Raw genomic sequence first — 25,869 nt, forward strand, 5'->3', positions numbered from 1 at the left:
GTCGTTCTCCTGAAGAAGCGGGTCGAAGTGGGGGGGGGGGGGGGGGGGCGTTCGGGCGCCCGCACCCCGGGTCGTGATGAGCGGTTCGGTCAGATCGCGTCGCGGGGGTCCGTCAGATCGCGACCGGCGACCTCGGGCATCCAGATCGATGCGACGAGCGCGCTCAGGGTGAAGATGAACAGCATGATGATGATCGGGATGAACGAGCCGGTGACGGCCGACACCCATGCGGCGGCGATGACGGGGCCCGCACCGGTCGCGACGATGGCGGCGATCTCTCGTGCCATGGCCGTGAAGGTGTAGCGGTTGCGGGAGCCGAAGAGCTCGGGCAGCGTGAGGTTCTCGAGCGATGCGAAGCTCATCACCGCGAGGTTGTGCAGCACGACATAGCCGACGAAGACCTGCACGGTGTCCTTGCTGCTGATCATGAGGATCGTCGGGACGATGACGATGAGCGCGACGATCGACCAGACCATGTACATGCGCTTGCGGCCGAAGCGATCGCCGAGCCAACCGGACAGCGGCACGGTGATGAAGGCGACGAGCGACGAGACGATCACGGCGTTGACGCCGATCGAGCGGTCGAGCAGCAGCACGACGGTGATGTAGCTGATCAGGTACGTCTGGATCATGCCGGAGTTGCCGGCCTGGCCGAAGCGCAGCAGGAGCGCGATCGAGAACGCCTTCCACGGCTTGCGCTGCAGCGCCTCGAGAGTGCGGATGTCGTTGGTCTCGGTGGCGAGCTTCACGACCTCGTCGCGAGAGAGCGCCTTGCCGTCGACGACGTCGTCGCGCTCCTCGAAGACCGGGGTCTCCTTGAGGTTGAAGCGCACCCAGATCGCGAAGAGCATGATGACCGCGCTGGCGATGAAGGGGATGCGCCATGCCCAGGCGATGACCTCGTCTTCGCTGTAGGCGACGAGGAGGATGGCCCAGATGCCCGAGGCGAGCAGCGTGCCGCAGTTGGTGCCGAGGGCGACGAGCGAGGCGATGATGCCGCGGCGCTTGGCCGGTGCGTACTCGGCGAGCATGACGCCGGCACCGGAGATCTCGGCTCCCGCGCCGAAGCCCTGCGCGATGCGCAGCAGCACGAGGAGGATCGGTGCGAGGACGCCCACCTGGTTGTAGGTCGGCAGGAAGCCGATCAGGGTGGTCGCGAGACCCATCAGGAGGATCGTGTAGAACAGCACCTTCGTGCGGCCGGTCTTGTCACCGAGACGAGCGAAGAAGAACGCACCGACCGGGCGGGCGACGTAGCCGACCCCGTAGGTGGCCATCGCGGCGACCACGGCGACTGCCGGGTTCTCGGAGGAGAAGAACAGGTCGGCGAAGACGAGCGCGGCGGCCAGCGAGTAGAGCTGGTAGTCCATGAACTCGAGCGCCGTGCCGAGCCATCCGGAGATGGCGGCGCGGACGAGGTCTTTCACCGACCTCTTCTCGGCGGGGTCGACGGCGGTGGCCGTCGTCTGCGGTTCTGACATGGGAGGTACTCCTTCGGACCAGGAACAGGGGTGTCGGGTGGGGTGTCGCTAGAGGGAGAGCAGGACCTTCGCCGAAGCGGACGAGTCGCGGGCGAGCTCGAAGGCCTGGACGGCGTCGGATGCTGGGAGGACGTGAGAGATGACGGAGTCGAGGGCGTCGGACTCGGCCAGCAGGGCGACCGCGTCGTCGATCTCGGTGGAGAAGCGGAAGGCGCCGCGGATGGTCAGCTCCTTCGCGAGCATCGGGGCGAGGTTCACTCCGACGTCGGCGTTCGGGAGCATCCCGACCTGCACGATCGTGCCGGCACGGCGGGCGGCGCGGACGGCCTGCGTCAGCGCGACTCCGACGCCGGAGCACTCGAAGACCACGTCGTAGGACTCGTTGTCGATCGTGTCGCGGCCGACGAGCGAGACCTCGGTCGCGCCGAGGTTCTTCGCCCGCTCGAGGGGCTCCTCGCGCACATCGCTGGCGCCGACGACCGATGCCCCCGCGTTGACGGCGGCGGCCACGACGAGGAGGCCGATGGGCCCTGCGCCGATCACGAGCACGCGCTTGCCTGCGATGTCGCCGGCGAGGTTCACGGCGTGGATCGCGACGGCCAGAGGCTCGGCGAGGGCGGCGCGCTCGAGGGGAAGCGAAGCCGGAAGCACGCGGATCATCTGCTCTTCGACGATCAGCAGCTCGGATGCTCCGCCCTGACGGTGCGGGTTCGCCGCGGCGCTGCCGAAGTAGTCACCGCCGGGGCGCAGGTGCGGGCGGTCCTCGAGACCGGGCACCTCGGGGCCGTAGCGCGCGGGGTGCACGGTGACGGGGGTTCCCGGTGCGAGGCGACCTGACGGATCGAGGTCGACGACACCCGAGAGCTCGTGACCGGGGGTCAGCGGCTCCTGGATCGTGTACTCGCCGTTGGCGCCGTGGAAGTAGTAGTGCAGGTCGGATCCGCAGATGCCCACGTAGTTCACGCGGAGGCGCACCTCGCCGTCGCCGGGGGTGGGAACCTCGCGGTCCTCCCAGCGGATGTCTTCTTTGCCGTGGATGGCGAGAGCCTTCATGGCTGCATCTCCTCTGCGCCGGTGAGTGATGATGTGGTCTGGGATGCCGAGACGGCATCGGCGATCGCGGCATCGACGCCGCGTCGCTGGATGGTGTCGACGAGCTCGCCGACGCGGGTGATGAACGCATCCTGAGATCCGAGTTCATCACCGAACAGGTGCAGTTCGCCGATCACGCGCTGCGCGAGCTCGCGTCCGTCGCGAGCGCTCGCCGCGTATCCTGCGAGGCGTTCGCGGGCGCCGTCGGTCATCGCGGCGGCGTGCGGGCCGGGGTCGAAGCCCGGCAGGGGAGCGAGGCACGACAGGTAGCCGGCGACAGTCAGGGCGATCAGGTGCGGCATCCCCCCGTTGCGGATTGCGAGCATGGCCGGCTCGGGGATGCGCTGACGCAGCTTGACCGAGCCGTCGGTTCCGACCTGGCTGGTGCGGTGGCCGAGGGCGCTGTTGGCCCAGCGCTCGAACAGCTCGCTCTCGTAGGCGCGGATGTCGACGCCGGACGGCACCTCGATCGAGGGTTCGTACTCGTCGCGCAGCACGGCGCGCGCGGCACTCTCGATGCCGTCGAGTCCGATCGCCTCGGGGATCGTGCCGACTCCGCTGAGCGCACCGAGGTAGGCGATGAGGGAGTGCGTGCCGTTGAGTAGCCGCACCTTCATCTGCTCGTAGCGTCCGACCTCGTCGGTGAACACGGCGCCGCCGGCCTCCCAGACGGGGCGGCCGCCGGCGAAGCGGTCTTCGATCGCCCACATCGTGAAGGGCTCTGCGGGCACGGGGATGTCGTCGGTGGCGCCGAGCAGGGCGCTCACGCGGGTGCGCAGCTCGGCGGTCGTCGAGGGCACGATGCGGTCGACCATGCTCGACGGGAACGAGACGGAGCGGTCGAGGAACGCGAGCGCATCTGCGCCCTCCGAGCCCGGCAGCTCATGCAGGAACTCGCGAACGAGCTTCTCGGTGTGCGCGCCGTTCGACGAGAGGTTGTCACAGCTGAGGATCGAGATCGGTGCGCCGCCGGCAGCGGCACGGGCCTGCAGACCGCGGGCGAGCTGGCCGATCGTCGAGCGAGCGGCACCGCCACGGAGGTCGGCGCGCACCGCGTCGTCGTCGAGATCGAGGCGCTGCGTCGCGGGGGAGTAGCTGTAGCCGTTCTCGGTGACGGTGAGGGTCACGATGCGGATGCCGGGGTCGGCGATCTGCGCGATCACGCGCTCGGGCTGCTCGGCACCGACGAACGCGTCGGTGTGCACGCCGGGGATGGTCAGCGACGTGCTGCCGGGGCTGATGGTCGCGACCGAGTAGAGCATGTCCTGCGCGTGCATCGCGTCGACGATCGAGCGCGAACGCGATGCGACGCCGACGATTCCCCAGTCGCCGCCGGCGGACTGGAGTGCTGCTGCGGTGTAGACGGCCTGGTGTGCGCGGTGGAAGCTGCCGAGTCCGAGGTGCAGGATGCCTGCAGCAGTCGGGGCGACCAGGGGGGATGCGGTCGCAGAGGTCGTGCGGCGCAGGGCCGGTGCTGGGATGCTCACGCGGTGGCTCCTTCGCTCGGGGCCGCGCACCGCTGAGGGTGATCGGCGTTGATCGTCATGCAAATCAGTGTGCATCTTTTGTACAAACTTGTCAACACGTTTTACATCCGAGTGGGGGATCGTAGGATTGCTGCGAGAGCGGGAGGTGAAGATGGCAGCGACGCTGACGGACGTGGCACGACGAGCAGGCGTCTCGATCGCGACCGCCTCCCGCGCGTTCGGAGAGCCGGATCGTCTCGCGCCGAACACCCTCGGTCGCGTCCTCGAAGCCGCGGGGGAGCTCGGCTACTCCACCCCGCAGTCAGCCACCGCGACCCGCACGTTCGGGGTCGTCGTGCCCGACGTGTCGAACCCTGTCTACGCGACGCTGCTCAAGGCGATCCAGGGGCAGGCGTGGCACGGGCGCCACCGCATCGTGCTGTTCGACGCCGATGAAGACCTGCGCCGTGAGCGCGAGCAGATCGAGCAGGCCCGCAAGCTCGACGGGATGCTGCTGTGCAGCCCTCGCCTTCCCGATGCCGACGTGCTCGAACTGGTCGGCGACACCCCCTACGTCGTGGTGAACCGCCAGATCGACGGCGCCCCCTGCGTGCTGATGGACACCGAGCACGGGCCGGCGCAGGCGATCGAGCACCTCGCAGCGCTCGGCCACACGCATATCGCGTATGCGGCGGGTCCTCGCGGATCGTGGGCCGATGTGCGTCGCGCCGACACCGTGGCCCGCGCATGCGAGCGCCACGGCATCCGTCTCACCGGCCTCAGCCACCACGCCGCATCCATCCAGGGTGGCCGAGCGGCCGCCGCCCCGGCCGCAGCGAGCGGCGCCACGGCCGTGATCGCCTACAACGACCTCGTCGCCCTCGGACTCGAGGCAGGACTGCTCGAGCTCGGCAAGCGCTGCCCCGCCGATATCAGCATCGTGGGCATCGACGACATCGACCTGGCCGGCGCGGTCACGCCCGCGCTCACCACGGTGCGGATGCCGATCGAACGCAGCGGTGCGCTCGCCGTGGATCTGCTGCTGCAGGCGATGAACGGCACGGCGATCGACGACGTCGTGACTCTGGGCTCGCAGCTGATCGTGCGCGCCTCCACAGCTGCTCCTTCCGCTTCCTGAGGGCCGTGTCTTCACAACAGCCGGCGAGGCAGAATGTCGGCATTATGTACATAAGTGATATTCTCGACATATGAACACGATCACCCGCAGCGTACCGTCGAAGGATCTGCGTGACAGCCTTGCCGATGTTCTCGGCGGGGTCGCTTATGGCTCAGAGCGCGTGGGCGTCACGCGCCATGGCAAGCTGACGGCCGTGGTGATCAGCGTCGATGACCTCGAGCTGCTCGAAGAACTCGAGGCGGCCCGCGACGCCGCCGAGTTCGCGGTCGCTCGAGCGGCTGATGATGGTCAGCGGGTGTCGCTGGATGAGCTGCGCGCAGAAGTCGCGTGACGCGCTTTCGGGTCGAGTTCACGACTGCGGCTGCCAGAGAGATCCGCAAGCTCGACCCGCAGATTCGCCGACGGATACTCGGCGGGGTGGCCGATCTCGAGCACGATCCGCGTCCACACGGATGCCGCAAGCTGGCCGGGTACGACAACGCCTGGAGAATCCGAGTCGGCGACTATCGGGTTCTCTACGAGGTCACCGATGAGCAGGTGCTCGTGACGGTCGTACGTGTCGCGCACCGACGCGCCGTCTACGACATGTGAGCGCCTGCCGCGGTCGCACCTGGTCGCTGAGGCCCTTCAGCGAGCTCAGATCCGGGCGTGCGTGGTTGCGGCCGCCTCGATGGTGACGTGTGGTTCCCACGCTGGATGCCGGAGGGCCGGGCAGTGTTCCGGCGTGGGGTTGTGGGCGATGTCGATGATGAGGTCCAGGGCATCGCGGGCGGCGGTGAGCCCCTCGATGGCGCCGGTGATACGATCGCGTTCCGCTGTCAGCAGGGCGAAGGCCTCCGGGGAACCGTGTCCGGTGTCGACGCAGGGCAGCAGCTGCGCGATCGTGCGGCTCGGTACCCCCGCAGTGAAGAACTGCTGAACGAGTCGGACGCGCTCAACGGCCGACACGGCATACTCGCGCTGTCCGCTGGGCGTGCGCTCCGAGGCGAGCAGCCCCTGCTCTTCGTAATAGCGGAGCGCCCTCGTGCTGACCCCTGCCTGACGTGCGACTTCGCCGATCCGCATCCGTTCCTCCGTATTCGTGACTGGGACTTGACCTTGACGTCAACGTCAAGTTCTAGCGTAGTGGTGTCGGCCCGATCGGGCCGGAGAGCGCACAATCCCAGCGAAGCAAGGAACCCATGAACGTCACCGACCAGATCGCCCTCGTGACCGGAGCAAACCGCGGAATCGGCCGTCAGTTCGTGCTCGAACTGCTCGAACGCGGTGCCCGAACCGTCTACGCGACTGCCCGCCGCACTGACACGCTCGACTTCGACGACCGGCGAGTGGTGCCGATGCGGCTCGATCTGCTCGACCACGACTCGATCGTCGAGGCGGCCGGTGTGGCCCAGGACGTGACTGTCGTCGTGAACAACGCGGGGATCTCCACGGGTGCCGGCCTGGTGACCGGCGATCTGCCGGATCTGCGCCGCGAGATGGACACCCACTTCTGGGGGACGCTCAACGTGATCCGCGAGTTCGCTCCCATCCTCTTTGCGAACGGCGGCGGCGCGGTCGTGAACGTGCTGTCGGCGCTGTCGTGGTTCGCGTCTCCGGGTGCCGGAGGGTATGCCGCCGCGAAGGCTGCGGCATGGAACATGGCCAACGGGGTTCGGCTGGAGCTCGCAGGTCAGGGAACCCTCGTGCAGGGCGTGCATCTCGGTGCCGCCGACACGGATCTCATGGCGAACTACGACGGGCCCAAGATCGATCCTCGCGACGTGGCCCGTCGGTCACTCGACGGCCTCGCGGACGGTTCGATCGAGGTGATCGTCGACGACTGGAGCGCGATGGTGAAGGCATCGCTCGCGGGGGACCCCGCCGTGTTCTACGCCAAGATGACGGAACTGCTCGGCGCCGCCTGAGGTCGCGTCTGCGTCGTCTGACGATCAGCGGAACGTCCGGCTGAGAACATGATGCGCCCTGCCTCGTGAGACGTCGCCTCGACAGCGAGCGAGGCCAGTTGTCTCCGGAGGGCCTGGCGGAGGCCCGGGACGCTCCAGGTCTCAGCGGAGAATGCCCTTCCGGCGGGCCTCCGAGACCGCGGCGGTGCGTGAGCTGACGTCGAGCTTCGAGAAGATGTGCGCGAGATGCGACTTCACGGTCGTCTCGCTGACGAAGAGCTGTTCTGCCACCTCGCTGTTCGATCGCCCGGCGGCGACGAGCTCGAGCACCTCGATCTCGCGACTGCTGAGGCTGACGCGGGGCGCGCGCATGCGGTCGAGCAGGCGGGAGGCGATCACCGGCGCGAGCGCGCTCTCTCCGGCTGCCGCCGCGCGCACGGCGGCGGTCAGCTCATGCGGTGGGGCGTCTTTCAGCAGGTAGCCGCTCGCGCCGGCCTCGACGGCGCCGAGGATGTCGGCATCCGAGTCGTAGTTGGTGAGCACGAGAACGTAGGGCGGCGCCTCGAGCGCACGGATGCGTCGCGTCGCGTCCACGCCCGTGGCCTGGGACTGCGAGCCGAACTGCAGGTCCATCAGCACCACGTCGGGGTTCTCGCGCTCGGCGCAGGCGACGGCCTCGTCGGGTGTCGACGCTTCTGCGACGACCTCCAGGTCCGGTTCGAGGCCGAACAGGGCGGTGAGACCGGCGCGGACGATGGGGTGATCGTCGGCGATGACGAGGCGGATCATTCGAACTCCGTCAGAGGGAGGTCGACGGCGAGCGTCGTTCCCCGTCCTGGTGCCGCATCGATCTCGAGCCTCCCGCCCAACTGCTGCACCCGCTCGGCGGTGGCGCGCAGACCGAAGGAATCCGACTTCTCGGCGGTCCCCGGTGCAGGAATCTCCGCATCGAACCCGGTCCCGTCATCTTCGACGGCGAAGTGGAGGTGGTCGTCCTCGATGCCGATCGTGACCGTCGCCGTCTTCGCGTGAGCGTGCTGGATGACATTGGCGATCGCACCCTGGGTGATGCGCAGCAGGGCCGTCTGCAGATGCATGGGCAGGACGACCGTGTCGGACACCCGCACCTGCACGTCGAGTCCCTGCGTCGCCCATTGCGTGCGGGCCAGTCGGCGCAGCGCCCCGCCGAGGGTCTGGTCGTCGAGCTGGGGAGGCGTCAGCTCGCGGATGAACCGCCGCGCCTCGACGAGGTTCGCGGCAGCCGTCTCGCGGGCGAGCCTGATGTGCTCGATGCCCGGGCGCGCGTCGTCGGCGCGCTCCGCGGCATGCAGCAGCATCTGGATGCTGGAGAGTCCCTGCGCGAGCGTGTCGTGGATCTCACGGGCGAGGCGGGCGCGCTCTGCGAGGACGCCGGATTCATGCTCCCGTGCGGCGAGCTGTCCGCGGGTCGCGAGCAGCTCACGGACCAGCGCTTCGCGTTGCTGGGCCTCCTTCGCCAGAGCCTGGTAGCCGAGGCCGATCAGGAGTGCGACGCCGGCACCGACGAACGGGCCGACCACGCCGCCGACGCTCCACCCGCCGTGAATGCCGAGGGCGTACACCGCGACGATCGTCGACACGAGGATCGCGGCCGATCCCGCCCAGCGTCCCAGCAGGTGGAGGAACAGGAAGAACAGAGGGAAGACGAGATAGGCGGCATCGGCACTCAGCCAGAGCAACCCGAGCCACTCTGCCGAGAGCAGGGCCAACCAGATCAGTGAGATCAGCCGTCGCCCGGCGGAGAGGCGCGTGAGCAGCAGCCCGGACGCGTAGGTCGCGACGACGATCAGTGCCAGGACGATCGCGGCGACGCTCCACTCCGACGGGTCGAGCACCGCACGGGCGATGACGACCCCCGTCAGGGCGAAGAAGAGGACGTGAAGACCCGTCCGCAGACCCACGAACACCGGGGTCAGAGCGGTATGCGCCATGGATCGAACTCTACGCCGACGCACCGAGCGCGGCATCGTCCGAAAGGACGATCGAGGCGTACTCATCCTGGCCGGGGAACGCTCTCCGAGTGGCCGATGACCACGACGGCGCCGACGACGAGAGTGGAATGGTCGCCGCATCGGAGACAGGAAAGGCAACCGTCATGTTCGTCGCGTTACGCGATCTTCGCTTCGCCAAGGGGCGATTCATCCTCATCGGCTCCGTCGTCGCTCTCATCACCCTTCTCGTCGGGTTCCTCAGCGGCCTGACGGGTGGCCTCGCCATCCAGAACGTGTCGGGTGTGCTCGCACTGCCCGCTGACCGGATCGTGTTCTCCGCGCCGTCGGGTGGCGACGGCACGGCGAGCTTCGCCGACTCCACGATCACCGAGCAGCAGGCGAACGGCTGGGCGGCGACGTCCGGCGTGACCGACGCGCGCCCCCTCGGCATCAGTCAGACCCGCGCCGAGACCGACGACACCCGTGCTGCGATCGCGGTGTTCGGTGTCGAGCCCGGCTTCGACGCCGGTGCGCCCTCCGGGGACGGGCAGCTGCGCCTGTCGGTGCCCGCTGCGGATGCGCTCGGCGTGAAGGTCGGAGCGCAGATCGAGATCGCCGGCGTCTCCTACGACGTCGAGACGGTCGAGGGGGACGCGTGGTACAGCCATACGCCCGTCGTTCAGATGACCCTGCACGACTGGCAGGCCTACTCGGCATCCACGGGAAACCCCGATGCCTACGCCACGGTGCTCGCCGTCACGGGCGCCCCTGATTGGGATGCCGCGGATGCCGCGAACGACACGATCTCGGAGACGACCCTCGGATCGCTGACGGCGCTGAGCGCCTTCCGCTCCGAGATCGGTTCCCTCCTGCTCATGGTGGCGATGCTCTTCGGCATCTCGGGACTCGTCATCGGGGCCTTCTTCACCGTGTGGACCATGCAGCGCAAGGGCGACGTCGCGGTCCTCAAGGCGCTCGGCGCGAGCACGCCGTCTCTGATCCGCGATGCGTTGGGTCAGGCGCTGATCGTGCTGGTGGTGGGCATCGGCATCGGTCTGGGGCTCGTCACCGTGCTCGGCCTGCTCGCCGGCACCGCCCTCCCGTTCCTGCTGAGTCCGATCACGACCCTCCTTCCTGGGGGCATCATGATCGCCCTCGGCCTCGCAGGCGCCGCTTTCGCCCTGCGCTCCGTCACCTCCGCCGACCCCCTCACCGCCCTCGGGAGCAACCGATGATCCGCCTGAACGACATCACCCTGACCTTCCCCGACGGCGACTCCCGGGTGACCGCCGTGGACGGCGTCTCCCTCACCGCCCATCCCGGAACCGTCACCGGCATCACGGGCCCGAGCGGCTCGGGCAAGTCGAGTCTGCTCGCCGTCGCCGGCACCCTTCTGCGTCCGGATTCGGGCGAGATCCTCATCGACGGCAGCGATGTCACGGCCCTCAGTCCGGCCGAGGCGACGCGACTGCGGCGGGACCGGATCGGGATCGTCTTCCAGCAGCCCAACCTCATCCCGTCGTTGACCGCCCGCGAGCAGCTGAGCGTCATGAACGAGCTCGGGGCGCCGCACAGCCGACGCGATCGCGCCACGGCGGCAGCTCGCGCTGATGAACTGCTCGCCGCGGTCGGCCTCGCCGAGCACGGTCACAAGAGGCCGCACCAGCTCTCGGGCGGACAGCGTCAGCGAGTCAACATCGCACGAGCGCTGATGAACGATCCGAGTGTGCTCCTGGTCGATGAGCCGACCAGTGCCCTCGATCAGGAACGCGGCGCCAAGATCATCGACCTCATCCTGAGGCTCACCGACGAGCGGAACACCTCGACGCTGCTCGTCACCCATGACCTCGTGCATCTTCCGCGCATGCACGGGGTGCTGCACCTCGTCGACGGTCGTATGGTCGACGCCGCCGTTCCGACGCGCTGAGAGCCGACTACTCGCCGGAGCTCTGCTTGAACTGACGCTCCCAGTCGCGCAGCTCGCTGCGACCGATGAGCGAGTCGAGCGACACCTGGAACAGCAGTCCCTTGCGGGCATTGACCTGCTTGATGTTGTCGACGATCTGGGTGGTCACCGACGACAGCGCTTCGCGCACCTCGGCGATGCGCTCGTCGGGGGCATCCCACAGGTCGGGCCGGGTGAGCAGGTCGAGCAGGTAGTCGCGGTCGAGGGCCGCGACCAGGCGGGCGAGCTTGTCGGAGTACTCGGCCTCGGCCAGCACGTTCTGATCCTCGCCGGCCTTGGCGTCGAGACGGATGAACAGCTGCTCGACGTGCGAGGCGAGGGCGTCGATCCCCGCCGCCGTCTCGGCCGCCACCGGGCTGCCCGGCACGGCGGCGTAGTCGGCGCGGAGTTCACGCAGACGGTTCACTCGCAGACGGATGCCGGCGGGCACCGGGTCGATCGAGACGGCCGCGGTGCGACGTCGACGACGCGCGATCAGGCCGGCGGCGGTCACGGCGGCTGCCACGAGAACCACGCCTCCGATCACCAGCGGGATCACCGGCCCGGCGACACCGGAGTCAGACCCCGATGAGGTCGGGGTCTCGGCTGAGATCTCCTGCACCGTTTCGACGAGCTTGTCTGGGAGATTCGCCCCTGACGACTCGTTCTCGTTCGCGATGCGCAGGGCGTCATCGCTGGGAATCGCCGCTGAGGTCGCCTGCAGATCGTCGCCGACGGCGAGGATCACGGTCTCGTGGTCGCCCGCGGCAGTCAGCCGCTCGAGGATGTAGCTGCTGTAGGGCGTGGTCTTGTCGGCCCCTGCCGGCAGCACGACCACCGCGATCGATCCGTCACCCGGAACGACCCCGGCGAGGGCGTCGGTCAGCGCCTGTCCGCCCGACACGTCGGGGTCGACATAGATGTTCTGACCGGATATGCCTGCGACGGCATCCTCGAGCCACGGGTTGTTCGACGAGGAGAGATACGGCATCGCGAGACCTCAGAAGTTGTTGATCACGGAGGCGAAGACGAGGTCGATGCGTTCGGCGTCCGAGGCGTCGAAGAGCTGTCCGCCCGTCACATCCGCGATGCGCTGCAGTGCCGAGGTGTCAGCACCCTCTCCATACGCGATCGGGAATATACGCACGGGAGCGTCATCTCCGCCCTCCTTCGTGCTCTTGCCGATCTTGGCGATGAGCGAGTCGAGCGAGGTGCTCGAGTCGGTGTCCTCGCCGTCCGAGAGCACCACGATCGCGTTGATGCGACCGGGTTCGGCCCGCTCGCTCATCGCCTCGTACGCGAGCAGGATCGAGTCGTAGAGCGGAGTGCCGTTGCGCTGCGCGTAGCGCAGGTCATCGAGCGACGAGTCGAGCTTCTCGCCGTCCGAGCCGAGCGCGCTCACGTCGCGGAGCACCTGGATGCCCTCACCCTCGTCGGAGGAGATGCCGGTCGTGAACGCCCAGACGCCGATCTCATCGGTGGAGCGGAAGTGGTTCAGCGTCGACTGCGCACCCTCGATCGCTCCGTCGAGGCGCGAGCGTCCGTCGCCGATCGGGTCGTCCATGGACCCTGAGATGTCGATGAGCTCGAGCACCGACGAGGGCTTGCGCACCTGCGTCCACTGGTCGATCGCCGTCGAGATCACGTCGACCTCGGGCTTCGGCAGCGTCACGGCGGGCTGAGCGGGATCGACTCCGTACTTCGGGGTGAACAGGTCGCCCAGCGGCACCGATTCGTCGAGCGGGCGGAAGCCGTACTCGGGCAGGATCTTCTGCGCCGCGGTCGTCTGCACGAACTCGGCGAAGGCCTCCCCGGCCGTGCGCTGCTCGGCCGTCACCCAATCGGCCCCGAGCACGGTGATCGGGTTGTCCGACCACATGGAGCCACCTTCGGGATAGACGGCGACGAGCTTGGTCTTCGGCGGCGTCAGGGTCTCGCCCGGCTGCACGGTGTGCGAGTCGGGGTTGCCCTGGTTGTAGTTCAGCAGCGAGGTCTCCTCCAGCGCCACGGCCGAGACGTAGGCCGAGCCGTTGGAGCCGTTCTGCGTCTCGTCATAGAGCGTCGAGAGCACGTTTCCGGTGGTGTCGCCGTAGTGGATGACGCACTCCTCGAACACCCGCGAGAAGTCCGCCGCGGCCTCGACATCGGCCGAGGTGAGTCCCTCGAGCTTGCCGGTCGCCTCGTACGACTGCATCAGGATGGTCGAGAGCCCGGTGGTCGAGGTGTTGGGGTTGGTCTTCGAGATCTTGAAGGCACCCCAGATGTCCTTGCCGACGCTGCCCCACCCCGCGGGGTCCTGGCAGAGGGTCTCGAGGTCGGTGATGCTGATGGGGGTGTTCGGCCAGCCGAGGGCCGTGGCCATCGGCTCGGGCATGCCGAACACGACGGGCGTGCGCGTGAACGACTTCGGTTCGCCCACGAGGCTGGGTGATGCGGCGGCCGCCACGCGATCGGTCCAGACGGTGGATGCCGGAGACCACAGGGTGGGCCAGAGCGACGTGTCATCGCTCGGCCAGTCTTCGCCGGAGGTCAGGAAGCGCGTCGCGTTGCCGGACGACACGTTGGTCGGGCGCACCGTGGCGCACGTCTCGAGCCCCTCGTGCTCAGGTGAATCCTTGAACGCCTCGGCCAGCTCGTCGAGCATGTTGACCTTCTCAGACGAGGTGGCGACCGCGATGTGCGTGCAGCCGTCGTCGGGGAATCCCTGGCCGCCGTCGCTCGTCGTGCCCTGTTCGCCTCCACCGCCGGTGCACGCGGTGAGCGCCAGGGCGACGATCGCCGCCATGGCGAGGGCTGCGGGTGTCCGACGTGCGTTGCGAGGCGCGCTCATGGGCTTAGGGTACCCAGGTATCGGCCTCCCGATGACGTATCGATCCGATCCCGTGACCGCGGAGTACGCTCGCTGGTGTGGGGCGGATCACGACGCGGAGACCGATTCTGAAGCTCACCCTCGGCGAGGGTGCGAGCCGTCGCGCCGACACGCTGGCCGTCGAGGAGCCGCTGGAGATCCGCGTCGCGGGCTCGCCGCTCGCTGTCACGATGCGCACTCCAGGGCACGACGTCGAGCTGGCTGCCGGGTTCCTCGTGTCCGAGGGGATCATCTCCGACGGCGCCGAGCTCCACTCGGCGATCCACTGCGGCGGCCCGGGTACGGGTGGCCAGGAGAACACGTACAACGTCCTCGACATCAGCCTGGCTCGCGGCGTGGCGCTTCCCGACCCCGATGCTGCCCGACGCTTCTACACCACCAGTTCGTGCGGCGTCTGCGGCAAGGCCAGCATCGACGCGGTGCGCACGGTGTCTCGCCATCCGGTCGACCAGGATGACGTGCAGGTCGATGCCGAGCAGATCGCCGCGCTTCCGGATCGACTGCGTGCGGAGCAGGCAGCATTCGACAAGACGGGCGGTCTGCACGCAGCGGCGTTGTTCGACGCCGACTCCGGTGAACTGCTCGTGCTGCGCGAAGACGTCGGGCGTCACAACGCGGTCGACAAGGTCGTCGGCTGGGCGCTGCTGAACGACCGGCTGCCACTGCGCCGGCAGATCCTCCAGGTCTCCGGTCGGGCCAGCTTCGAGCTCGTGCAGAAGGCCGCGATGGCCGGAATCCCTGTGCTCAGTGCCGTCTCGGCGCCCTCGTCTCTGGCAGCGGAGCTCGCCGAGGAGTCAGGGGTGACGCTCGCCGGATTCGTCCGCGGACGATCGATGAACATCTACTCGCACGCGCATCGAGTGCGCATCGACGGCCACGCGTCGTCTGCTTACGCCGAAGAAGGGGCACAGCATGCTCGATGACCGGGGAACAGCCGGAACCGCGGGAACCGCCGGAACGGCCTTCGGGCTGATGCCCGCCGAGCCGCGTCAGGGCGGCTACGGTCCGCGCACCGATCGGCCCTGGTCGCGCAAGCCGTACGGTCACCCCGCCGCCGGCTGGGGCGCGGCGGTGTCGGTGGGTCGAGTCGTGCTGAGGGAGAGCGAGCCGATCGCCGGTCCCCTCGCGATGCTGCAGATGAACCACCCGGTCTCGGGCTACGACTGCCCCGGATGCGCGTGGCCGGACGACCCCGGCAATCTGAAGCTCGACATCTGCGAGAACGGCATCAAGCACGTCACCTGGGAGATGACGCGCAAGCGGGTGGATCGTCGGTTCTTCGCCGAGCACACCGTCACGGAGCTCGCGACCTGGCCCGACTTCGATCTCGAAGACCAGGGGCGCCTGACCGAGCCGATGGTCTACGACGCGGCGACTGATCACTACGTGCCGATCTCGTGGGACGACGCGTTCGCGCTCGTCGGCGACGAGCTGCAGGCGCTGGACAGCCCCGATGAGGCGTCGTTCTACACCTCCGGGCGGCTCAGCAACGAGGCCACGTTCCTCTACCAGCTGATGGTGCGCGAGTACGGCACGAACAACCTGCCCGACTGCTCGAACATGTGCCACGAGGCCTCCGGTCGCGCGCTCAAAGCGTCGATCGCCACCGGCAAGGGCACGGTCGACCTTCACGACTGGGACGACTGCGACGCGCTCTTCGTGCTCGGCGTGAACGCGGCCTCCAATGCTCCGCGCATGCTCACCGCGCTGGCGGATGCCGTGACGCGCGGCGCCCAGGTCGTGCACGTCAACCCGCTCGTCGAGGCTGCCGCCACCCGCACCATCGTGCCGCACGACTTCGTCGACATGGCGCGGTTCAAGGCCACGGGCACGAGCACCATGAACCTGCAGGTGCGTCCTGGAGGCGACCTCGCTCTCATCAGGGGCATGTCGAAGGTCGTCTTCGAGGCCGCCACCACCGACCCGTCGGTGCTCGACACCGGGTTCCTCAGCACCCTCACGAACGGGGTCGAGGCGTACCGCGCGCTGGTCGACGCCACCTCATGGGACGACCTGGTCGCGCAGTCGGGCCTCAGTGAGGAGCAGATCCGAGAGGCGGCCGCGATCTACCTGGCGTCGGAGCGCACGATCATCAGCTGGTGCCTCGGCGTGAGCCAGCACGAGCACGGCGTCGACACCGTGCGCGAGATCGTCAACCTGCTGCTGCTGCGCGGCAACATCGGGCGCAAAGGCGCCGGTCCCTCACCCATCCGCGGGCACAGCAACGTGCAGGGCAACCGCACCTGCGGGATCGACCACCACCCCACGGACGCCTGGCTCGACCGTCTCGCCGACGCCTGCCGCATCGATCCGCCGCGGCATCCGGGACTCGACACCGTGCGGACGATCGAGGCCATGCATGACGGACGCGTGAAGGTGTTCGTCGGCATGGGCGGCAACTTCGTGCTCGCGGCTCCCGACACCCCGTTCACGGCGCAGGGGCTCGAGAAGTGCCGCCTGACCGTGCAGGTGAGCACCAAGCTCAACCGCAGTCACCTAGTGCACGGCGAGAAGGCGCTGATCCTGCCCTGCCTCGGTCGCACCGAGCGCGACCAGCAGGCTCAGGGCCCGCAGGGCGTCACGGTCGAGGATGCGATGAGCATGGTGCACCTCTCGATGGGGCGCAAGCAGCCGGCATCCGCGTATCTGAGGTCGGAGCCGGCGATCATCGCCGGGATGGCCAAGGCGACGCTGCCCCACACGGCCACGCCCTGGGATTGGTATGTCGGCGGCTACGACAACATCCGCGATGTGATGGCGAAGGTGCTGCCCGGGTTCGAGGGGTTCAACGAGCTGATCCGCGACAGGCACGGGTTCCGGATCCCCCAGCCGGCGCGGGAGCGGGTGTTCGAGACCCCGTCGGGTCGTGCCGAGTTCTCGCACGCGCCGCTGCCGAACGTCATCCCCGAGTCGTCCGAGACCCTGGTGCTGCAGACCATGCGCTCGCATGATCAGTGGAACACCACGATCTACTCGAATGACGACCGCTACCGGGGCGTGAAGAACCTGCGAGAGCTCGTGTTCCTGCATGAGGACGACATGCGCGACCGCGGTCTCGTCGAGGGCGACCTCGTCGACATCGTGTCGACCTCGAAGGACGGATCGACGCGGATGCTGACCGCGTTCCGTGCCGTGCCCTACGACCTGCCGCGCGGCAGCGCCGCCGGCTACATGCCCGAGATGAACGTGCTGATCGGACGCAAGGACTTCAGCGTGCAGAGCGACCAGCCGCTGATGAAGAGCATCCAGGTGACGGTCTCGCGCACCGGTTCGTGACCGCGCTCGCCGCGGGCTGATCCCGGTCCGGTGAATCCCGCCGTGGGTCAGGCGCCGCTGTCGGGGGTGGTCGCGAGCAGCGCCGGCTCCTCGGACCTGAAGTCGATCGACGCGACGTGCATCTGTCGCTCGGAGTGATCGGCATTCCATGCGTGGAACGCGATGCGGTCGCCCCCGTCGGGCCCGACGACGAGCGAGTTGTGGCCGGGGCCGATCAGCGAGGCACCCGACGAGAGAAGGGGAGGCGCCGTCGGCGGTGCGGCGACCCACGGGCCGAGCGTACTCGCTGACGACGCCCAGGACACCGCGTAGCCGGGGCCCGTCCATGCGCCGCCGGAGAACGTCATCCAGTACCTGCCCTGCCTGCGCACCACCGCGGGTCCTTCGAGCGTGTGCCAGTCGAACGTCCCGCCGTACATCGGGCGTTCTCTTTCGTAGATCTGCCAATCGGCGTAGGGCTCGAGCACGGCCTGCGTGTCGGCGAGCTGCGCCGGCGCGGGCAGGCGGGCGACAGCGAGATGCGTGCCGGGTCGCTCCGCATCGAGCACGTCACGCGCGAAGTACAGGTACCACTCCCCGTCCGCGTCTTGGAACGGGTGCGGATCGATCGCGAAGGTCTCGTGAGGGGTGAGATCGACACCCAGATCGTGGAATGGACCCGTCGGCTCGGCCGCGCGGGCGACGCGCAGGTGATGACCGCTGATGCCGTGCCCGACGGAGTAGTACATCCACCACGAGCCGTCGCGGAAGCAGACCTCCGGGGCCCAGTACTCGTCTCCCATCTCGGAGTCGAGCCGCATCAGTGCCAGACCGGCACTGCGCCACGTCTCGAGATCGTGTGAGAGCAGGACCTCGAAGACCTCCTCGGTCGACCTCGCCGTCGGGTTGGTCCCGTACGCCGCGTAGGTGTCGTCGGGCAGACGCAGCACGAAGGGGTCGGCGAAGTAGCCGGGATGCACGGGGCGATGCCCGGCACCGCCGGCCCGCCCCCGGACGCTCACTCCCACGGCTGGGATCCTCTCGGACCGACCATGATCGCGCGTAGCTCGTCCACGGGGAGCTTGGGGACCCGGTCGGCGCCGACGAGGCCGTTGGTCTCCTGCAGGGTGTCGGTGAGCTGCGTATAGCAGTACCCGGCGAGGGCGGTGCTGTCGTGGATGCCGGCCATCAGCGAGCTCAGTCGGTCACGGAAGTCGCTGTCGGAGCTGGCGCTCGTATAGCCCCAGGCATGGTCGGTGCGGTGCACGTCGAACGAGATGCCGCCGAACTCCGTGAGCATCACCGGCGCGTCGTCGACCTCGCCTGTGAGCACGAGTCGTCTGCCCGCGGGCCCGACGCCGGTGATCATCTCGTCGACAGCGGCGCGGTCCTTGTATCGGGCGCCCATCACCTCGCCGTCGCCCTCGTAGTCGTGGATGGCCACGATGTCGGTCTCGGCCTGCTCCCACCCGTCGTTCGATACGACAGGGCGAGTCGGGTCGAGGGCTTTCGTCAGGTGCACGAGCGCCAGAGCGTGGTGCAGCATGCGGCTGTCGTGCGCGATGTGCTGCACGCCCCAGCTCTCGTTCAGCGGCACCCAGGTGACGATGGAGGGATGCGAGACGTCGCGGTGGACGACCTCCAGCCACTCGCGCACCGTGCGCTCGACGGCCGTCGGTGTGAAGGAGAAGACGGCGGGCGCCTCTGCCCAGATCATGAGCCCGAGCCGGTCGGCCCAGAAGAGGAAACGCGGATCCTCGAACTTCTGGTGCACCCGGGCGGCGTTGAACCCGAGTTCCTTGATGAGCTCCACCTCTTGGCGCAGGGCGTGCGCCGACGGGGCGGCGAGATGGGTGTCCGGCCAATATCCCTGACTGAGGACGGAGCGGACGAACCGCGGCTTGTCGTTGAGCAGGAAGCAGCGCCGATCGACGCTCGTCGAACGAAGCCCGAGGTACGACGACACGGTGTCCAGGGGTGCCCCGTCCCCCGATGTCCGGATGACGGCATCGATGAGCCGCGGGTTCTCCGGCGACCACACCAGCTCTTCGTACGCTTGTCCGTTCGCCTGGCTCGGAATCGGGATGTCGATCTCGATCTCGGATTCGCGAGCGAGAGTCGAGGCGCGTGCCAGCAGGGTGTCACCATGACGCAGTTCGACGTCGACCACGCACTCGGATGCCGGCGTGGTGGTCAGACCGATGCGCGCGTGCACGCGTCCTGACGGCAGATCCGCGCGCCAGTGGATCCACTCGATCGCCGGGCCGGCGGGTACGGATTCGAGCCAGACGGGCTGCCAGATTCCGCTCGTCCGGTGGTACCAGATCGCATGGGGCTCGTCACGCCAGTCCTGCTTGCCGCGGGGCTGGGCGACATCCGTCGCCCGGTCCTCGACCCGCACCACGACATGGCCCCCGCCGTCTCGCTCGAGAGCGTCGGTGATGTCGACCGCGAACGGCGTGTGCCCGCCCTCGTGTGAGCCGACTCGCTGCCCGTCGACCCAGACGACGGCGCGGTAGTCGACTGCCCCGAAGCGGAGGATCAGTCGGCGCCCGTCACGATGGCCGGCGGCCAGCACCTCGTCGTGCGTGAGGGCGCGGTGATACCACAGCGCCGTGTGCGGACGGGGGTCACCGATTCCCGACGCCGACGACTCGGGCGGGAAGGGCACCACGATCGACGCGTCGAAGGAGGGATTGGCGAACCACTGCTCGCGGATGCCGCGGTCGTCGTCGTCGACGGCGAAGCCCCAGCGGCCGGTCAGGTCGCTCCACTCGCTCCGGACCAGCTGAGGGCGCGGGTAGGTTCCGTCCCCCTGGCTCGCGATGGGCGGGAGTGGCGGATCGATTCTCAGCATGCAGTCCAGCATGCATGATTTATGCAGCGCTGTAAACCACGCGGAATCCGAGTCCGCGTGCGACACGCATCCCGATCACCGAGGGGACGGCGCGCTCTCGCGGACGGCCAGCCGGTAGCCGACCAGCTCGTGGCGTCCGGCCTCGGAGAACCCGGAGATCCGCTCGATGAGCATCTCGACGGCGCGGCGGGCGAGCTCGTGCAGATCGGGAGCGATGGTGGTGAGGCTCGGGAAGGTCACCCGGCTCAGCTCGATGTCGTCCCAGCCGGTGACGGCGACGTCGTCGGGAATGCGGCGGCCGCGCTCGTGCAGCGCGCGCAGGGCGCCGATCGCGGCGAGGTCGTCGCGGCAGACGAGCCCGTCGAAGTCGGCTCCGGCGTCGAGCGCGCCGCCGACGCCCTCGACCGCTCCGGACGGCGAGATCTCTCGGCTGGGGAAGAGGAGGAGGGGGTCGGGCCGAAGGCCCGCATCCTCCAGGGCCTGCTGATAGCCAGCGATGCGCTGCAGGGAGGTCGACGACATCTCCTGCGTCTCGTGGCCGGCGAAGCCGATCCGCCGTCTCCCCAGCGACACCAGGTGCGCCGTGGCGGTGCGAGCGGCTTCGAAGTTGTCGATCATGACGCGATCCACGGGGAGGGGTGCTGCCCCTTCTCCGAGGATCACCATCGGCAGGTCGCTGCGGTGGCGCGAGATCTCGGCCGACGACATCGTGGACGGCTGGAACAGGATGCCGTCGACCATCCCGGACTCGGAGCTGGTGAGCACGGCGCGCTCGCCCTCCAACGTTCCGTCGGTCTCCTCGAGCAGCACCCGATAGCCTGCCTCGCCGGCCGCCGCCGAGACGGCGCGGGAGAGCTCGGCGAAGTACGGAAGGGCGACGTTCGCGAAGGCGAGGGCGAGAAGACCCGTCCGGCCGGTCGCGAGGCGTCTGCCCATGAGGTTGGGCCGGTAGTCCAGCTCGTCGATCGCGCGCTGCACGCGTTCGCGCGTCGATGCGCTCACGTGCTCGTATCCGCGCACCACATTCGACACGGTCTTCATCGAGACGCCGGCGAGCTCCGCGACATCCTGCAAGCGCACACCCATGCGGTCTCCAATTGGTCGCTACGTCGTCACCCGCGATACTACCTTGACAACAAAATTCCAGCGCTGTAAATTGCGAACACGGCTGGGGTATCCGGTCATCCCGCTCCGGTGCGCCGGAGTCACTCAAAGGAGAGCAATCACATGAACAGTCCATGGGCTCGCCGAGCGATAGGTGCAGGCATCGCACTCGCCATCGGCATCACGGCATCAGGGTGCGCGGCGTCGGCCGGCACCGGTGGGGGCGGCGTCTCCGGCGACGGGGAGTACACCGGCCCCGATGTCGAGATCACCTTCTGGCACGGCTGGACGGGTGGAGCAGCCCCCAAGATCGTCCCCGAGCTCATCAAGGAGTTCAACGCGGAGCACGACAACATCACGGTGAAGGCCGTCCCGCAGGAGTGGGCGGACATCACGGCGAAGATGCCGCTCGCCATCAAGGCGGGCAAGGGGCCGGACGTCGCCGTGCTGCACGGAGACGACCTGGCCACGTATGCGGCGCAGAACCTGCTGCTCGACTCCGGCGAGATCATCGACGGGCTCGGATATGCGGCGGAGGACTTCCCGCCCACCGTCTTCGACAAGGGCAACTACCAGGACACCCAGTACGCGGTGCCGTGGAGCGTGACGCCGCTGGGCCTGTTCACCAACAAGTCGGTGCTCGCGAAGGCCGGCATCAGCGAGATCCCCACCGACGAGGCGTCGTATCTGGCCGCACTCGACGCGCTGAAGGGTGCGGGAGTCCAGGGCGAGTGGGTCGACGGCTACGTCTTCACCGGCACGTTCGAGTTCCAGAGCCTGATCTGGCAGTTCGGTGGAGACCTCTACAACGACGACGTCACCGAGGCCACGTTCAATTCAGAGGCGGGCGTGAAGGCCCTCACCTGGATGACCGACATGGTCGACAAGGGGTACAGCCCCGCGAACGTCGCACAGGACGGCAACATCAAGGCGCTCATCGCTGGCGACACCGCATTCAACTGGAACGGCGTCTGGCAGACGACGAACACCGCCTTCGACGACCTCGACTGGGCGCCGGCACCCGTGCCGCAGATCGGCGACGAGAAGGCCGTGTGGTCGAGCTCGACCCACTGGGTGTTCCCGGCCAACAAGGGCCAGGACGCGAACGAGACGGCGGCCGCATCGGTCTTCGTGAAGTGGATGAACGACAACTCCCTCGGATGGGCCGAGACCGGCGAGCTGCCTGCCGCGAACTCGGTGCGCGAAGACCCGGAGCTGCTCTCGACCTACCCCAACCTCGCCCCCTTCATGGAGCAGCTGGAGTACGCCCACTACGAGACGGTCTCGCCCGGGATCTCCGAGGTCAACGCGCAGATCACCCTCGCGCTGAACGAGGCCCTCACCGGCAAGAAGGATCCGAAGACCGCGCTCGACGACGCCGCGGCCAAGGCCGATCAGATCCTCGAGCAGAACCGGGCCAAGTACGGTGACTGAGACAGCCACCCTCGTCGCCCCCCAGCGCAGCAGCGCTGGGGGGCGACACCCGCGCAGACCTGCGGGCTCCGCATCCTCTCGGCGCAAGCCGCTCACCGCGTATCTGTTCCTCGCTCCGTTCCTCGTGCTCTTCCTGACTTTCGTCGCCGGCCCAGGGATCTTCGGCATCTGGATGAGCCTCACCAACTGGAGCCCGTTCCGCGACGTGCAGGAGTTCGTCGGATTCCAGAACTACATCGATCTGTTCACCCCGGGCAACGTGCTCTCCAGCGACTTCTGGAAGTCGATGAGCGTCACCGGGATCTTCATCGTGATCAGCGTGCCGTTCCTCGTCGTCATCCCGCTTCTCGTGGCGATCCTGCTGAACCAGCGCATCCGCGCGGCCACGACGTTCCGCACGATCTTCTTCGCGCCGTATGTGCTCGGCGTCGCGGTCATCGGCGTGATCTGGGGCTACATCTTCGACACGCAGTCGGGCATCCTCAACCACCTGCTCGGCGTGGTCGGGCTCCCCTCGGACATCCCGTGGACGGTCGACGTCCCCTGGGTCTGGGTCTCCATCGTCGGCGTCACCGTCTGGTGGACCATGGGACTCAACACGATCATCTTCCTGGCCGGCCTCAAGGGCATCAACGGCGACCTCTATGAAGCGGCCGCGCTCGACGGCGCCGGAGCGATGCGGAAGTTCTCGAGCGTCACCCTTCCAGGACTCCGTCCGGTGATGACCTTCATCACCACGACCACGATCCTCGCGTCGGCGAACATGTTCGGCCAGTCCTACCTCCTCACGAAGGGCGGCCCGGGCACCGAGACGCGGACGGTGATCATGTACATCGCCGACCAGGGTCTCTCGCAGAACAACATGGCACCGGCCGCCGCCATGAGCTACATCCTGTTCGTCGCGCTCGCGATCGTCAGCGTGATCAATTTCCGGCTGCAGCGCGAACGAGTCGAGAAGGCATCATGACCACAGCACTGACCCGTCGCCCGTCCGCTCGCCGCACGTGGGGGCGCGTCGCCCTCTATGCCGCGCTCGTCGCACTGGCTCTCGTGATCGTCCTCCCGCTTCTGTGGATGCTGATCACGTCGTTCAAAACCGATGCCGATGCGATCAGATCGCCGTTCTCGCTGCCGGACCCGTTCTCGATCGAGGCCTACCAGAGCCTGCTCGGCTCGGGAGAGCAGCCGATCTTCCTCTGGCTCTGGAACAGCTTCGCCGCCGCGACCCTGCAGACCGTCCTGATCCTCGTGACGGCGTCGATGGGGGCGTATGCACTGGCTCGGCTCGAGTTCGCAGGCAAGAGGATCATCTTCGGCGTCATCATCGCGACGCTCCTCGTTCCTCCGGTGGTCTTCCTCATCCCGAACTACCTGATCGTGCAGAACCTCGGCTGGCTCGACACGATCTGGGCCATCACGGTGCCCGGCGCCGCCGGAGCCTTCGGCATCTTCTTCCTGCGACAGTTCTTCGTCGGGCTGCCGCCCGAGATCGAGGAGGCCGCCCGCATCGACGGTGCCGGCGACATCCGGATCTTCGTGCAGGTGGTGCTTCCGCTCGCTCGACCCGCGCTGGCGACTCTGGCGGTGCTGTCGTTCCTCGGCAACTGGAACGACTTCCTCTGGCCGGTGTACGTGCTGCTGAGCCCCGAGAACCTCACGTTGCAGCCGGGACTCAGCCAGTTGCAGGGCGCCTACTCGACGCACTTCGCGATCGTCATGGCAGGAGCGGTGATCGCATCCGTCCCCGTCCTGATCCTCTTCGCGATCGCGCAGCGGCAGATCGTCGAATCCGTCGCCGGATCGGCGGTCAAGGGGTGACCCAGGTCGCGAAGAAGCTCGCGTCCACAGTCGCTGCGAGCATCATCCTCGCTCTGGGCGTCGGTGTCGTGGGATGCTCCGGCGAGGCCGAACCCGAGGCGACCGTGGAGCGGGCGCCGTTCCTCATCGATCAGGACTTCGCCGATCCCGACGTCGTCCACGGCGACGACGGGTACGTCGCCTTCGCCACCGAGAATCAGGGCGCGAACGTGCAGTTCGCCACCTCGACCGACCTGGTCACATGGGACGTCTCGACCGATGACGCGCTGCCGGTCCTTCCGGCATGGGCCAGCGCGGGGCGGACCTGGGCGCCGGACGTCTCGGAACGAGCCGACGGGAGCTTCGTGATGTACTTCTCGGCCGAGCACGCCGACTCCGGGAGGCAGTGCATCGGATCCGCCACCTCCGACTCGCTCACGGGTCCGTATGTCGCTGTCGGCGCGGAGCCGATGATCTGCCCGCTCGAAGAGGGCGGCGCGATCGACCCCGCCGCCTTCGTCGACGACGACGGGTCGCGGTTCCTCCTGTGGAAGAACGACGGCAACTGCTGCGAGCTCGACACGTGGATCCAGATCGCGCCCGTCTCCGCCGACGGCACCCAGCTGGCGGGACCGGCGACCCGATTGGTCATGCAGACCGAGGCCTGGGAAGGGCATCTGGTGGAGGCGCCGGTGCTGGTCGAGCGTGACGGCACCTACGTCCTGCTCTACTCGGCGAACGACTACGGCTCCGAGGACTACGCGATCGGCGCGGCGACGTCCCCGTCGCTGCTCGGACCCTACGAGAAGCTGCCGGACCCCGTCCTCTCCACCTCGTCCGCCGACGACCGCTACATCGGTCCGGGGGGTCAGGACGTCGTCTCCACGCCCGACGGCGATGTGCTCGTCTTCCACGGATGGGACGACCTCTTCATCTACCGGGGTATCGCCGCCCTGCCGCTCGACTGGGAGGGTGACATGCCCTCCGTTCGGCTCTCGACCACCCACTGACGACGGCGAGCGGGCGCTCAGGCGTCGACGGTCACTGCCTGCAGAGCATGCACGACGGGCGCGAGCTCCGGCTGCGCGACCGCGTCTCCGAGAGCGCGTTCGAGCGTCTCATCGTGGATCGGATGCGCCTGTTCGTAGAGCGCCTGACCGGCGGCGGTGAGCTCGGTGTAGATGCCGCGGCGGTCATCGGCGCAGAGGATGCGGGTGAGCAGCCCGCGGTCTTCGAGGCGGGTCACGAGTCTGGTCGTGGCGCTCGGGCTCAGCGCCGTCGCGCGGGCGAGCTGCTGCATCCGCATGTGCCAGCCGTCCTGCCTGCTGAGGGCGTCGAGCACCGTGTACTCGACGACCGAGAGGCCGACCGAGGCGCCGAGCGCCTTCTCGAGATCGGCCTCGATGATGCCGTGCAGTGCGGCGAGCGTGCGCCAGCCGCGCGCGCGGATCTCGACAGCGTCGTCTGAGATGCCCACAGTGACCTCCGAAGTAGTTGCTTGCGCTGGATAGTTGCGTGTGCAATGATTATCCGTCGGACGCAATATCCCGCGTCTGCAACTACTTTAGCAGAGGA

24 protein-coding genes are annotated in these 25,869 nt (G+C 68.1%); 12 read left to right on the top strand and 12 right to left on the bottom strand.

The window, feature by feature from the left end; all coding sequences use genetic code 11:
• Positions 1-89 precede the first annotated feature (89 nt).
• Genes OPU70_RS09205 through OPU70_RS09215 form a run of 3 tightly spaced genes read right to left on the bottom strand, consistent with a single transcriptional unit; the run spans position 90 to position 4,060 of the window.
• Complete coding sequence (locus OPU70_RS09205; RefSeq protein ID WP_042540985.1) at positions 90-1,481, bottom strand: MFS transporter; 1,392 nt, start codon at positions 1,479-1,481, stop codon at positions 90-92.
• Positions 1,482-1,529: 48 nt separating this feature from the next.
• On the bottom strand, positions 1,530-2,534 hold the full coding sequence (locus tag OPU70_RS09210; protein WP_498557585.1) for an L-idonate 5-dehydrogenase: 1,005 nt from the start codon (positions 2,532-2,534) through the stop codon (positions 1,530-1,532).
• Positions 2,531-4,060: a mannitol dehydrogenase family protein gene (locus tag OPU70_RS09215; protein ID WP_498557586.1), complete on the bottom strand. Its 1,530-nt coding sequence runs from the start codon at positions 4,058-4,060 to the stop codon at positions 2,531-2,533. The genes OPU70_RS09210 and OPU70_RS09215 overlap by 4 nt, the downstream gene beginning before the upstream one ends.
• A 151-nt stretch (positions 4,061-4,211) precedes the next feature.
• Between OPU70_RS09215 and OPU70_RS09220 the strand changes: the two genes are divergently transcribed.
• The 3 genes from OPU70_RS09220 to OPU70_RS09230 all read left to right on the top strand — a co-directional run bounded on the left by OPU70_RS09220 (position 4,212) and on the right by OPU70_RS09230 (position 5,768).
• Positions 4,212-5,177 (top strand): LacI family DNA-binding transcriptional regulator, encoded by a 966-nt coding sequence (locus OPU70_RS09220; protein WP_042540981.1) that lies wholly within the window; start codon positions 4,212-4,214, stop codon positions 5,175-5,177.
• 70 nt (positions 5,178-5,247) lie between these two features.
• Positions 5,248-5,508, top strand: coding sequence for a type II toxin-antitoxin system prevent-host-death family antitoxin (locus OPU70_RS09225; protein ID WP_042540979.1), 261 nt, complete (start codon positions 5,248-5,250; stop codon positions 5,506-5,508).
• Positions 5,505-5,768, top strand: coding sequence for a type II toxin-antitoxin system RelE family toxin (locus OPU70_RS09230; protein ID WP_498557587.1), 264 nt, complete (start codon positions 5,505-5,507; stop codon positions 5,766-5,768). Before OPU70_RS09225 ends, OPU70_RS09230 begins: the two co-directional genes overlap by 4 nt.
• A 45-nt stretch (positions 5,769-5,813) precedes the next feature.
• On the opposite strand, the gene OPU70_RS09235 is transcribed toward OPU70_RS09230, so the two are convergent.
• Entirely contained in the window at positions 5,814-6,242 is a 429-nt protein-coding gene (locus tag OPU70_RS09235; RefSeq protein ID WP_498557588.1) for a MerR family transcriptional regulator, read from the bottom strand.
• A gap of 116 nt (positions 6,243-6,358) precedes the next feature.
• On the opposite strand from OPU70_RS09235, the gene OPU70_RS09240 reads away from it, so the two are divergent.
• A complete protein-coding gene (locus OPU70_RS09240; protein ID WP_498557589.1) occupies positions 6,359-7,084 on the top strand; it encodes an SDR family oxidoreductase in 726 nt (241 codons plus the stop codon).
• Positions 7,085-7,225: 141 nt separating this feature from the next.
• On the opposite strand, the gene OPU70_RS09245 is transcribed toward OPU70_RS09240, so the two are convergent.
• Both OPU70_RS09245 and OPU70_RS09250 read right to left on the bottom strand, forming a co-directional pair.
• Positions 7,226-7,852 carry a response regulator transcription factor gene (locus OPU70_RS09245; protein ID WP_079111900.1) on the bottom strand — a complete coding sequence of 209 codons (627 nt, stop codon included), beginning with the start codon at positions 7,850-7,852 and terminating at the stop codon, positions 7,226-7,228.
• Positions 7,849-9,033, bottom strand: coding sequence for a sensor histidine kinase (locus tag OPU70_RS09250; protein ID WP_498557590.1), 1,185 nt, complete (start codon positions 9,031-9,033; stop codon positions 7,849-7,851). Before OPU70_RS09250 ends, OPU70_RS09245 begins: the two co-directional genes overlap by 4 nt.
• A 164-nt stretch (positions 9,034-9,197) precedes the next feature.
• On the opposite strand from OPU70_RS09250, the gene OPU70_RS09255 reads away from it, so the two are divergent.
• A complete protein-coding gene (locus tag OPU70_RS09255; protein WP_498557632.1) occupies positions 9,198-10,268 on the top strand; it encodes an FtsX-like permease family protein in 1,071 nt (356 codons plus the stop codon).
• Positions 10,265-10,960 carry an ABC transporter ATP-binding protein gene (locus OPU70_RS09260; protein ID WP_498557591.1) on the top strand — a complete coding sequence of 232 codons (696 nt, stop codon included), beginning with the start codon at positions 10,265-10,267 and terminating at the stop codon, positions 10,958-10,960. Before OPU70_RS09255 ends, OPU70_RS09260 begins: the two co-directional genes overlap by 4 nt.
• 7 nt (positions 10,961-10,967) lie before the next feature.
• Here the strand turns inward: OPU70_RS09260 and OPU70_RS09265 are convergent, their stop codons facing one another.
• Together OPU70_RS09265 and OPU70_RS09270 are read right to left on the bottom strand one after the other, a co-directional pair.
• Positions 10,968-11,969 carry a hypothetical protein gene (locus OPU70_RS09265; RefSeq protein WP_498557592.1) on the bottom strand — a complete coding sequence of 334 codons (1,002 nt, stop codon included), beginning with the start codon at positions 11,967-11,969 and terminating at the stop codon, positions 10,968-10,970.
• 9 nt (positions 11,970-11,978) lie between these two features.
• Positions 11,979-13,808, bottom strand: a complete 1,830-nt coding sequence (locus OPU70_RS09270; RefSeq protein ID WP_079111904.1) for a substrate-binding and vWA domain-containing protein — start codon at positions 13,806-13,808, stop codon at positions 11,979-11,981.
• 77 nt (positions 13,809-13,885) lie between these two features.
• Between OPU70_RS09270 and fdhD the strand changes: the two genes are divergently transcribed.
• On the top strand, positions 13,886-14,770 hold the full coding sequence (gene fdhD / locus OPU70_RS09275) for a formate dehydrogenase accessory sulfurtransferase FdhD (protein ID WP_498557593.1): 885 nt from the start codon (positions 13,886-13,888) through the stop codon (positions 14,768-14,770).
• Complete coding sequence (locus tag OPU70_RS09280) at positions 14,760-17,123, top strand: FdhF/YdeP family oxidoreductase (protein ID WP_498557594.1); 2,364 nt, start codon at positions 14,760-14,762, stop codon at positions 17,121-17,123. The genes fdhD and OPU70_RS09280 overlap by 11 nt, the downstream gene beginning before the upstream one ends.
• Before the next feature lie 47 nt (positions 17,124-17,170).
• Here the strand turns inward: OPU70_RS09280 and OPU70_RS09285 are convergent, their stop codons facing one another.
• The 3 genes from OPU70_RS09285 to OPU70_RS09295 form a co-directional block, all read right to left on the bottom strand.
• A complete protein-coding gene (locus tag OPU70_RS09285; RefSeq protein ID WP_498557595.1) occupies positions 17,171-18,130 on the bottom strand; it encodes a glycoside hydrolase family 43 protein in 960 nt (319 codons plus the stop codon).
• On the bottom strand, positions 18,121-19,959 hold the full coding sequence (locus tag OPU70_RS09290; RefSeq protein ID WP_498557596.1) for a glycoside hydrolase family 2 protein: 1,839 nt from the start codon (positions 19,957-19,959) through the stop codon (positions 18,121-18,123). The genes OPU70_RS09285 and OPU70_RS09290 overlap by 10 nt, the downstream gene beginning before the upstream one ends.
• Before the next feature lie 75 nt (positions 19,960-20,034).
• Positions 20,035-21,045, bottom strand: coding sequence for a LacI family DNA-binding transcriptional regulator (locus OPU70_RS09295; RefSeq protein WP_079111907.1), 1,011 nt, complete (start codon positions 21,043-21,045; stop codon positions 20,035-20,037).
• A gap of 141 nt (positions 21,046-21,186) precedes the next feature.
• Between OPU70_RS09295 and OPU70_RS09300 the strand changes: the two genes are divergently transcribed.
• From OPU70_RS09300 to OPU70_RS09315, 4 genes are read left to right on the top strand one after another with little or no spacing between them, the layout of a single operon-like run.
• Entirely contained in the window at positions 21,187-22,497 is a 1,311-nt protein-coding gene (locus OPU70_RS09300) for an ABC transporter substrate-binding protein (RefSeq protein WP_042540959.1), read from the top strand.
• Positions 22,490-23,464 carry a carbohydrate ABC transporter permease gene (locus OPU70_RS09305; protein ID WP_498557597.1) on the top strand — a complete coding sequence of 325 codons (975 nt, stop codon included), beginning with the start codon at positions 22,490-22,492 and terminating at the stop codon, positions 23,462-23,464. The genes OPU70_RS09300 and OPU70_RS09305 overlap by 8 nt, the downstream gene beginning before the upstream one ends.
• Positions 23,461-24,315 (top strand): carbohydrate ABC transporter permease, encoded by an 855-nt coding sequence (locus tag OPU70_RS09310; RefSeq protein WP_042540955.1) that lies wholly within the window; start codon positions 23,461-23,463, stop codon positions 24,313-24,315. Before OPU70_RS09305 ends, OPU70_RS09310 begins: the two co-directional genes overlap by 4 nt.
• Positions 24,312-25,304: a glycoside hydrolase family 43 protein gene (locus OPU70_RS09315; RefSeq protein WP_498557598.1), complete on the top strand. Its 993-nt coding sequence runs from the start codon at positions 24,312-24,314 to the stop codon at positions 25,302-25,304. The genes OPU70_RS09310 and OPU70_RS09315 overlap by 4 nt, the downstream gene beginning before the upstream one ends.
• Positions 25,305-25,321: 17 nt before the next feature.
• Here OPU70_RS09315 and OPU70_RS09320 read toward each other — a convergent pair whose 3' ends face one another.
• The gene (locus OPU70_RS09320; RefSeq protein WP_042540951.1) at positions 25,322-25,771 is read right to left on the bottom strand and encodes a MarR family winged helix-turn-helix transcriptional regulator; all 450 of its coding nucleotides are present in this window, start codon (positions 25,769-25,771) and stop codon (positions 25,322-25,324) included.
• Positions 25,772-25,869 lie beyond the last annotated feature (98 nt).

This window comes from Microbacterium sp. SWDP-B6 (assembly GCF_059803615.1).

Bases quoted from the DNA above. Each gene is read 5' to 3' on its own strand.
- OPU70_RS09205 (WP_042540985.1), bottom strand. From the start codon at position 1,481: ATGTCAGAACCGCAGACGACGGCCACCGCCGTCGACCCCGCCGAGAAG.
- OPU70_RS09210 (WP_498557585.1), bottom strand. From the start codon at position 2,534: ATGAAGGCTCTCGCCATCCACGGCAAAGAAGACATCCGCTGGGAGGAC.
- OPU70_RS09220 (WP_042540981.1), top strand. From the start codon at position 4,212: ATGGCAGCGACGCTGACGGACGTGGCACGACGAGCAGGCGTCTCGATC.
- OPU70_RS09225 (WP_042540979.1), top strand. From the start codon at position 5,248: ATGAACACGATCACCCGCAGCGTACCGTCGAAGGATCTGCGTGACAGC.
- OPU70_RS09235 (WP_498557588.1), bottom strand. From the start codon at position 6,242: ATGCGGATCGGCGAAGTCGCACGTCAGGCAGGGGTCAGCACGAGGGCG.
- OPU70_RS09240 (WP_498557589.1), top strand. From the start codon at position 6,359: ATGAACGTCACCGACCAGATCGCCCTCGTGACCGGAGCAAACCGCGGA.
- OPU70_RS09245 (WP_079111900.1), bottom strand. From the start codon at position 7,852: ATGATCCGCCTCGTCATCGCCGACGATCACCCCATCGTCCGCGCCGGT.
- OPU70_RS09250 (WP_498557590.1), bottom strand. From the start codon at position 9,033: ATGGCGCATACCGCTCTGACCCCGGTGTTCGTGGGTCTGCGGACGGGT.
- OPU70_RS09255 (WP_498557632.1), top strand. From the start codon at position 9,198: ATGTTCGTCGCGTTACGCGATCTTCGCTTCGCCAAGGGGCGATTCATC.
- OPU70_RS09260 (WP_498557591.1), top strand. From the start codon at position 10,265: ATGATCCGCCTGAACGACATCACCCTGACCTTCCCCGACGGCGACTCC.
- OPU70_RS09265 (WP_498557592.1), bottom strand. From the start codon at position 11,969: ATGCCGTATCTCTCCTCGTCGAACAACCCGTGGCTCGAGGATGCCGTC.
- OPU70_RS09270 (WP_079111904.1), bottom strand. From the start codon at position 13,808: ATGAGCGCGCCTCGCAACGCACGTCGGACACCCGCAGCCCTCGCCATG.
- OPU70_RS09280 (WP_498557594.1), top strand. From the start codon at position 14,760: ATGCTCGATGACCGGGGAACAGCCGGAACCGCGGGAACCGCCGGAACG.
- OPU70_RS09290 (WP_498557596.1), bottom strand. From the start codon at position 19,959: ATGCTGAGAATCGATCCGCCACTCCCGCCCATCGCGAGCCAGGGGGAC.
- OPU70_RS09295 (WP_079111907.1), bottom strand. From the start codon at position 21,045: ATGGGTGTGCGCTTGCAGGATGTCGCGGAGCTCGCCGGCGTCTCGATG.
- OPU70_RS09300 (WP_042540959.1), top strand. From the start codon at position 21,187: ATGAACAGTCCATGGGCTCGCCGAGCGATAGGTGCAGGCATCGCACTC.
- OPU70_RS09310 (WP_042540955.1), top strand. From the start codon at position 23,461: ATGACCACAGCACTGACCCGTCGCCCGTCCGCTCGCCGCACGTGGGGG.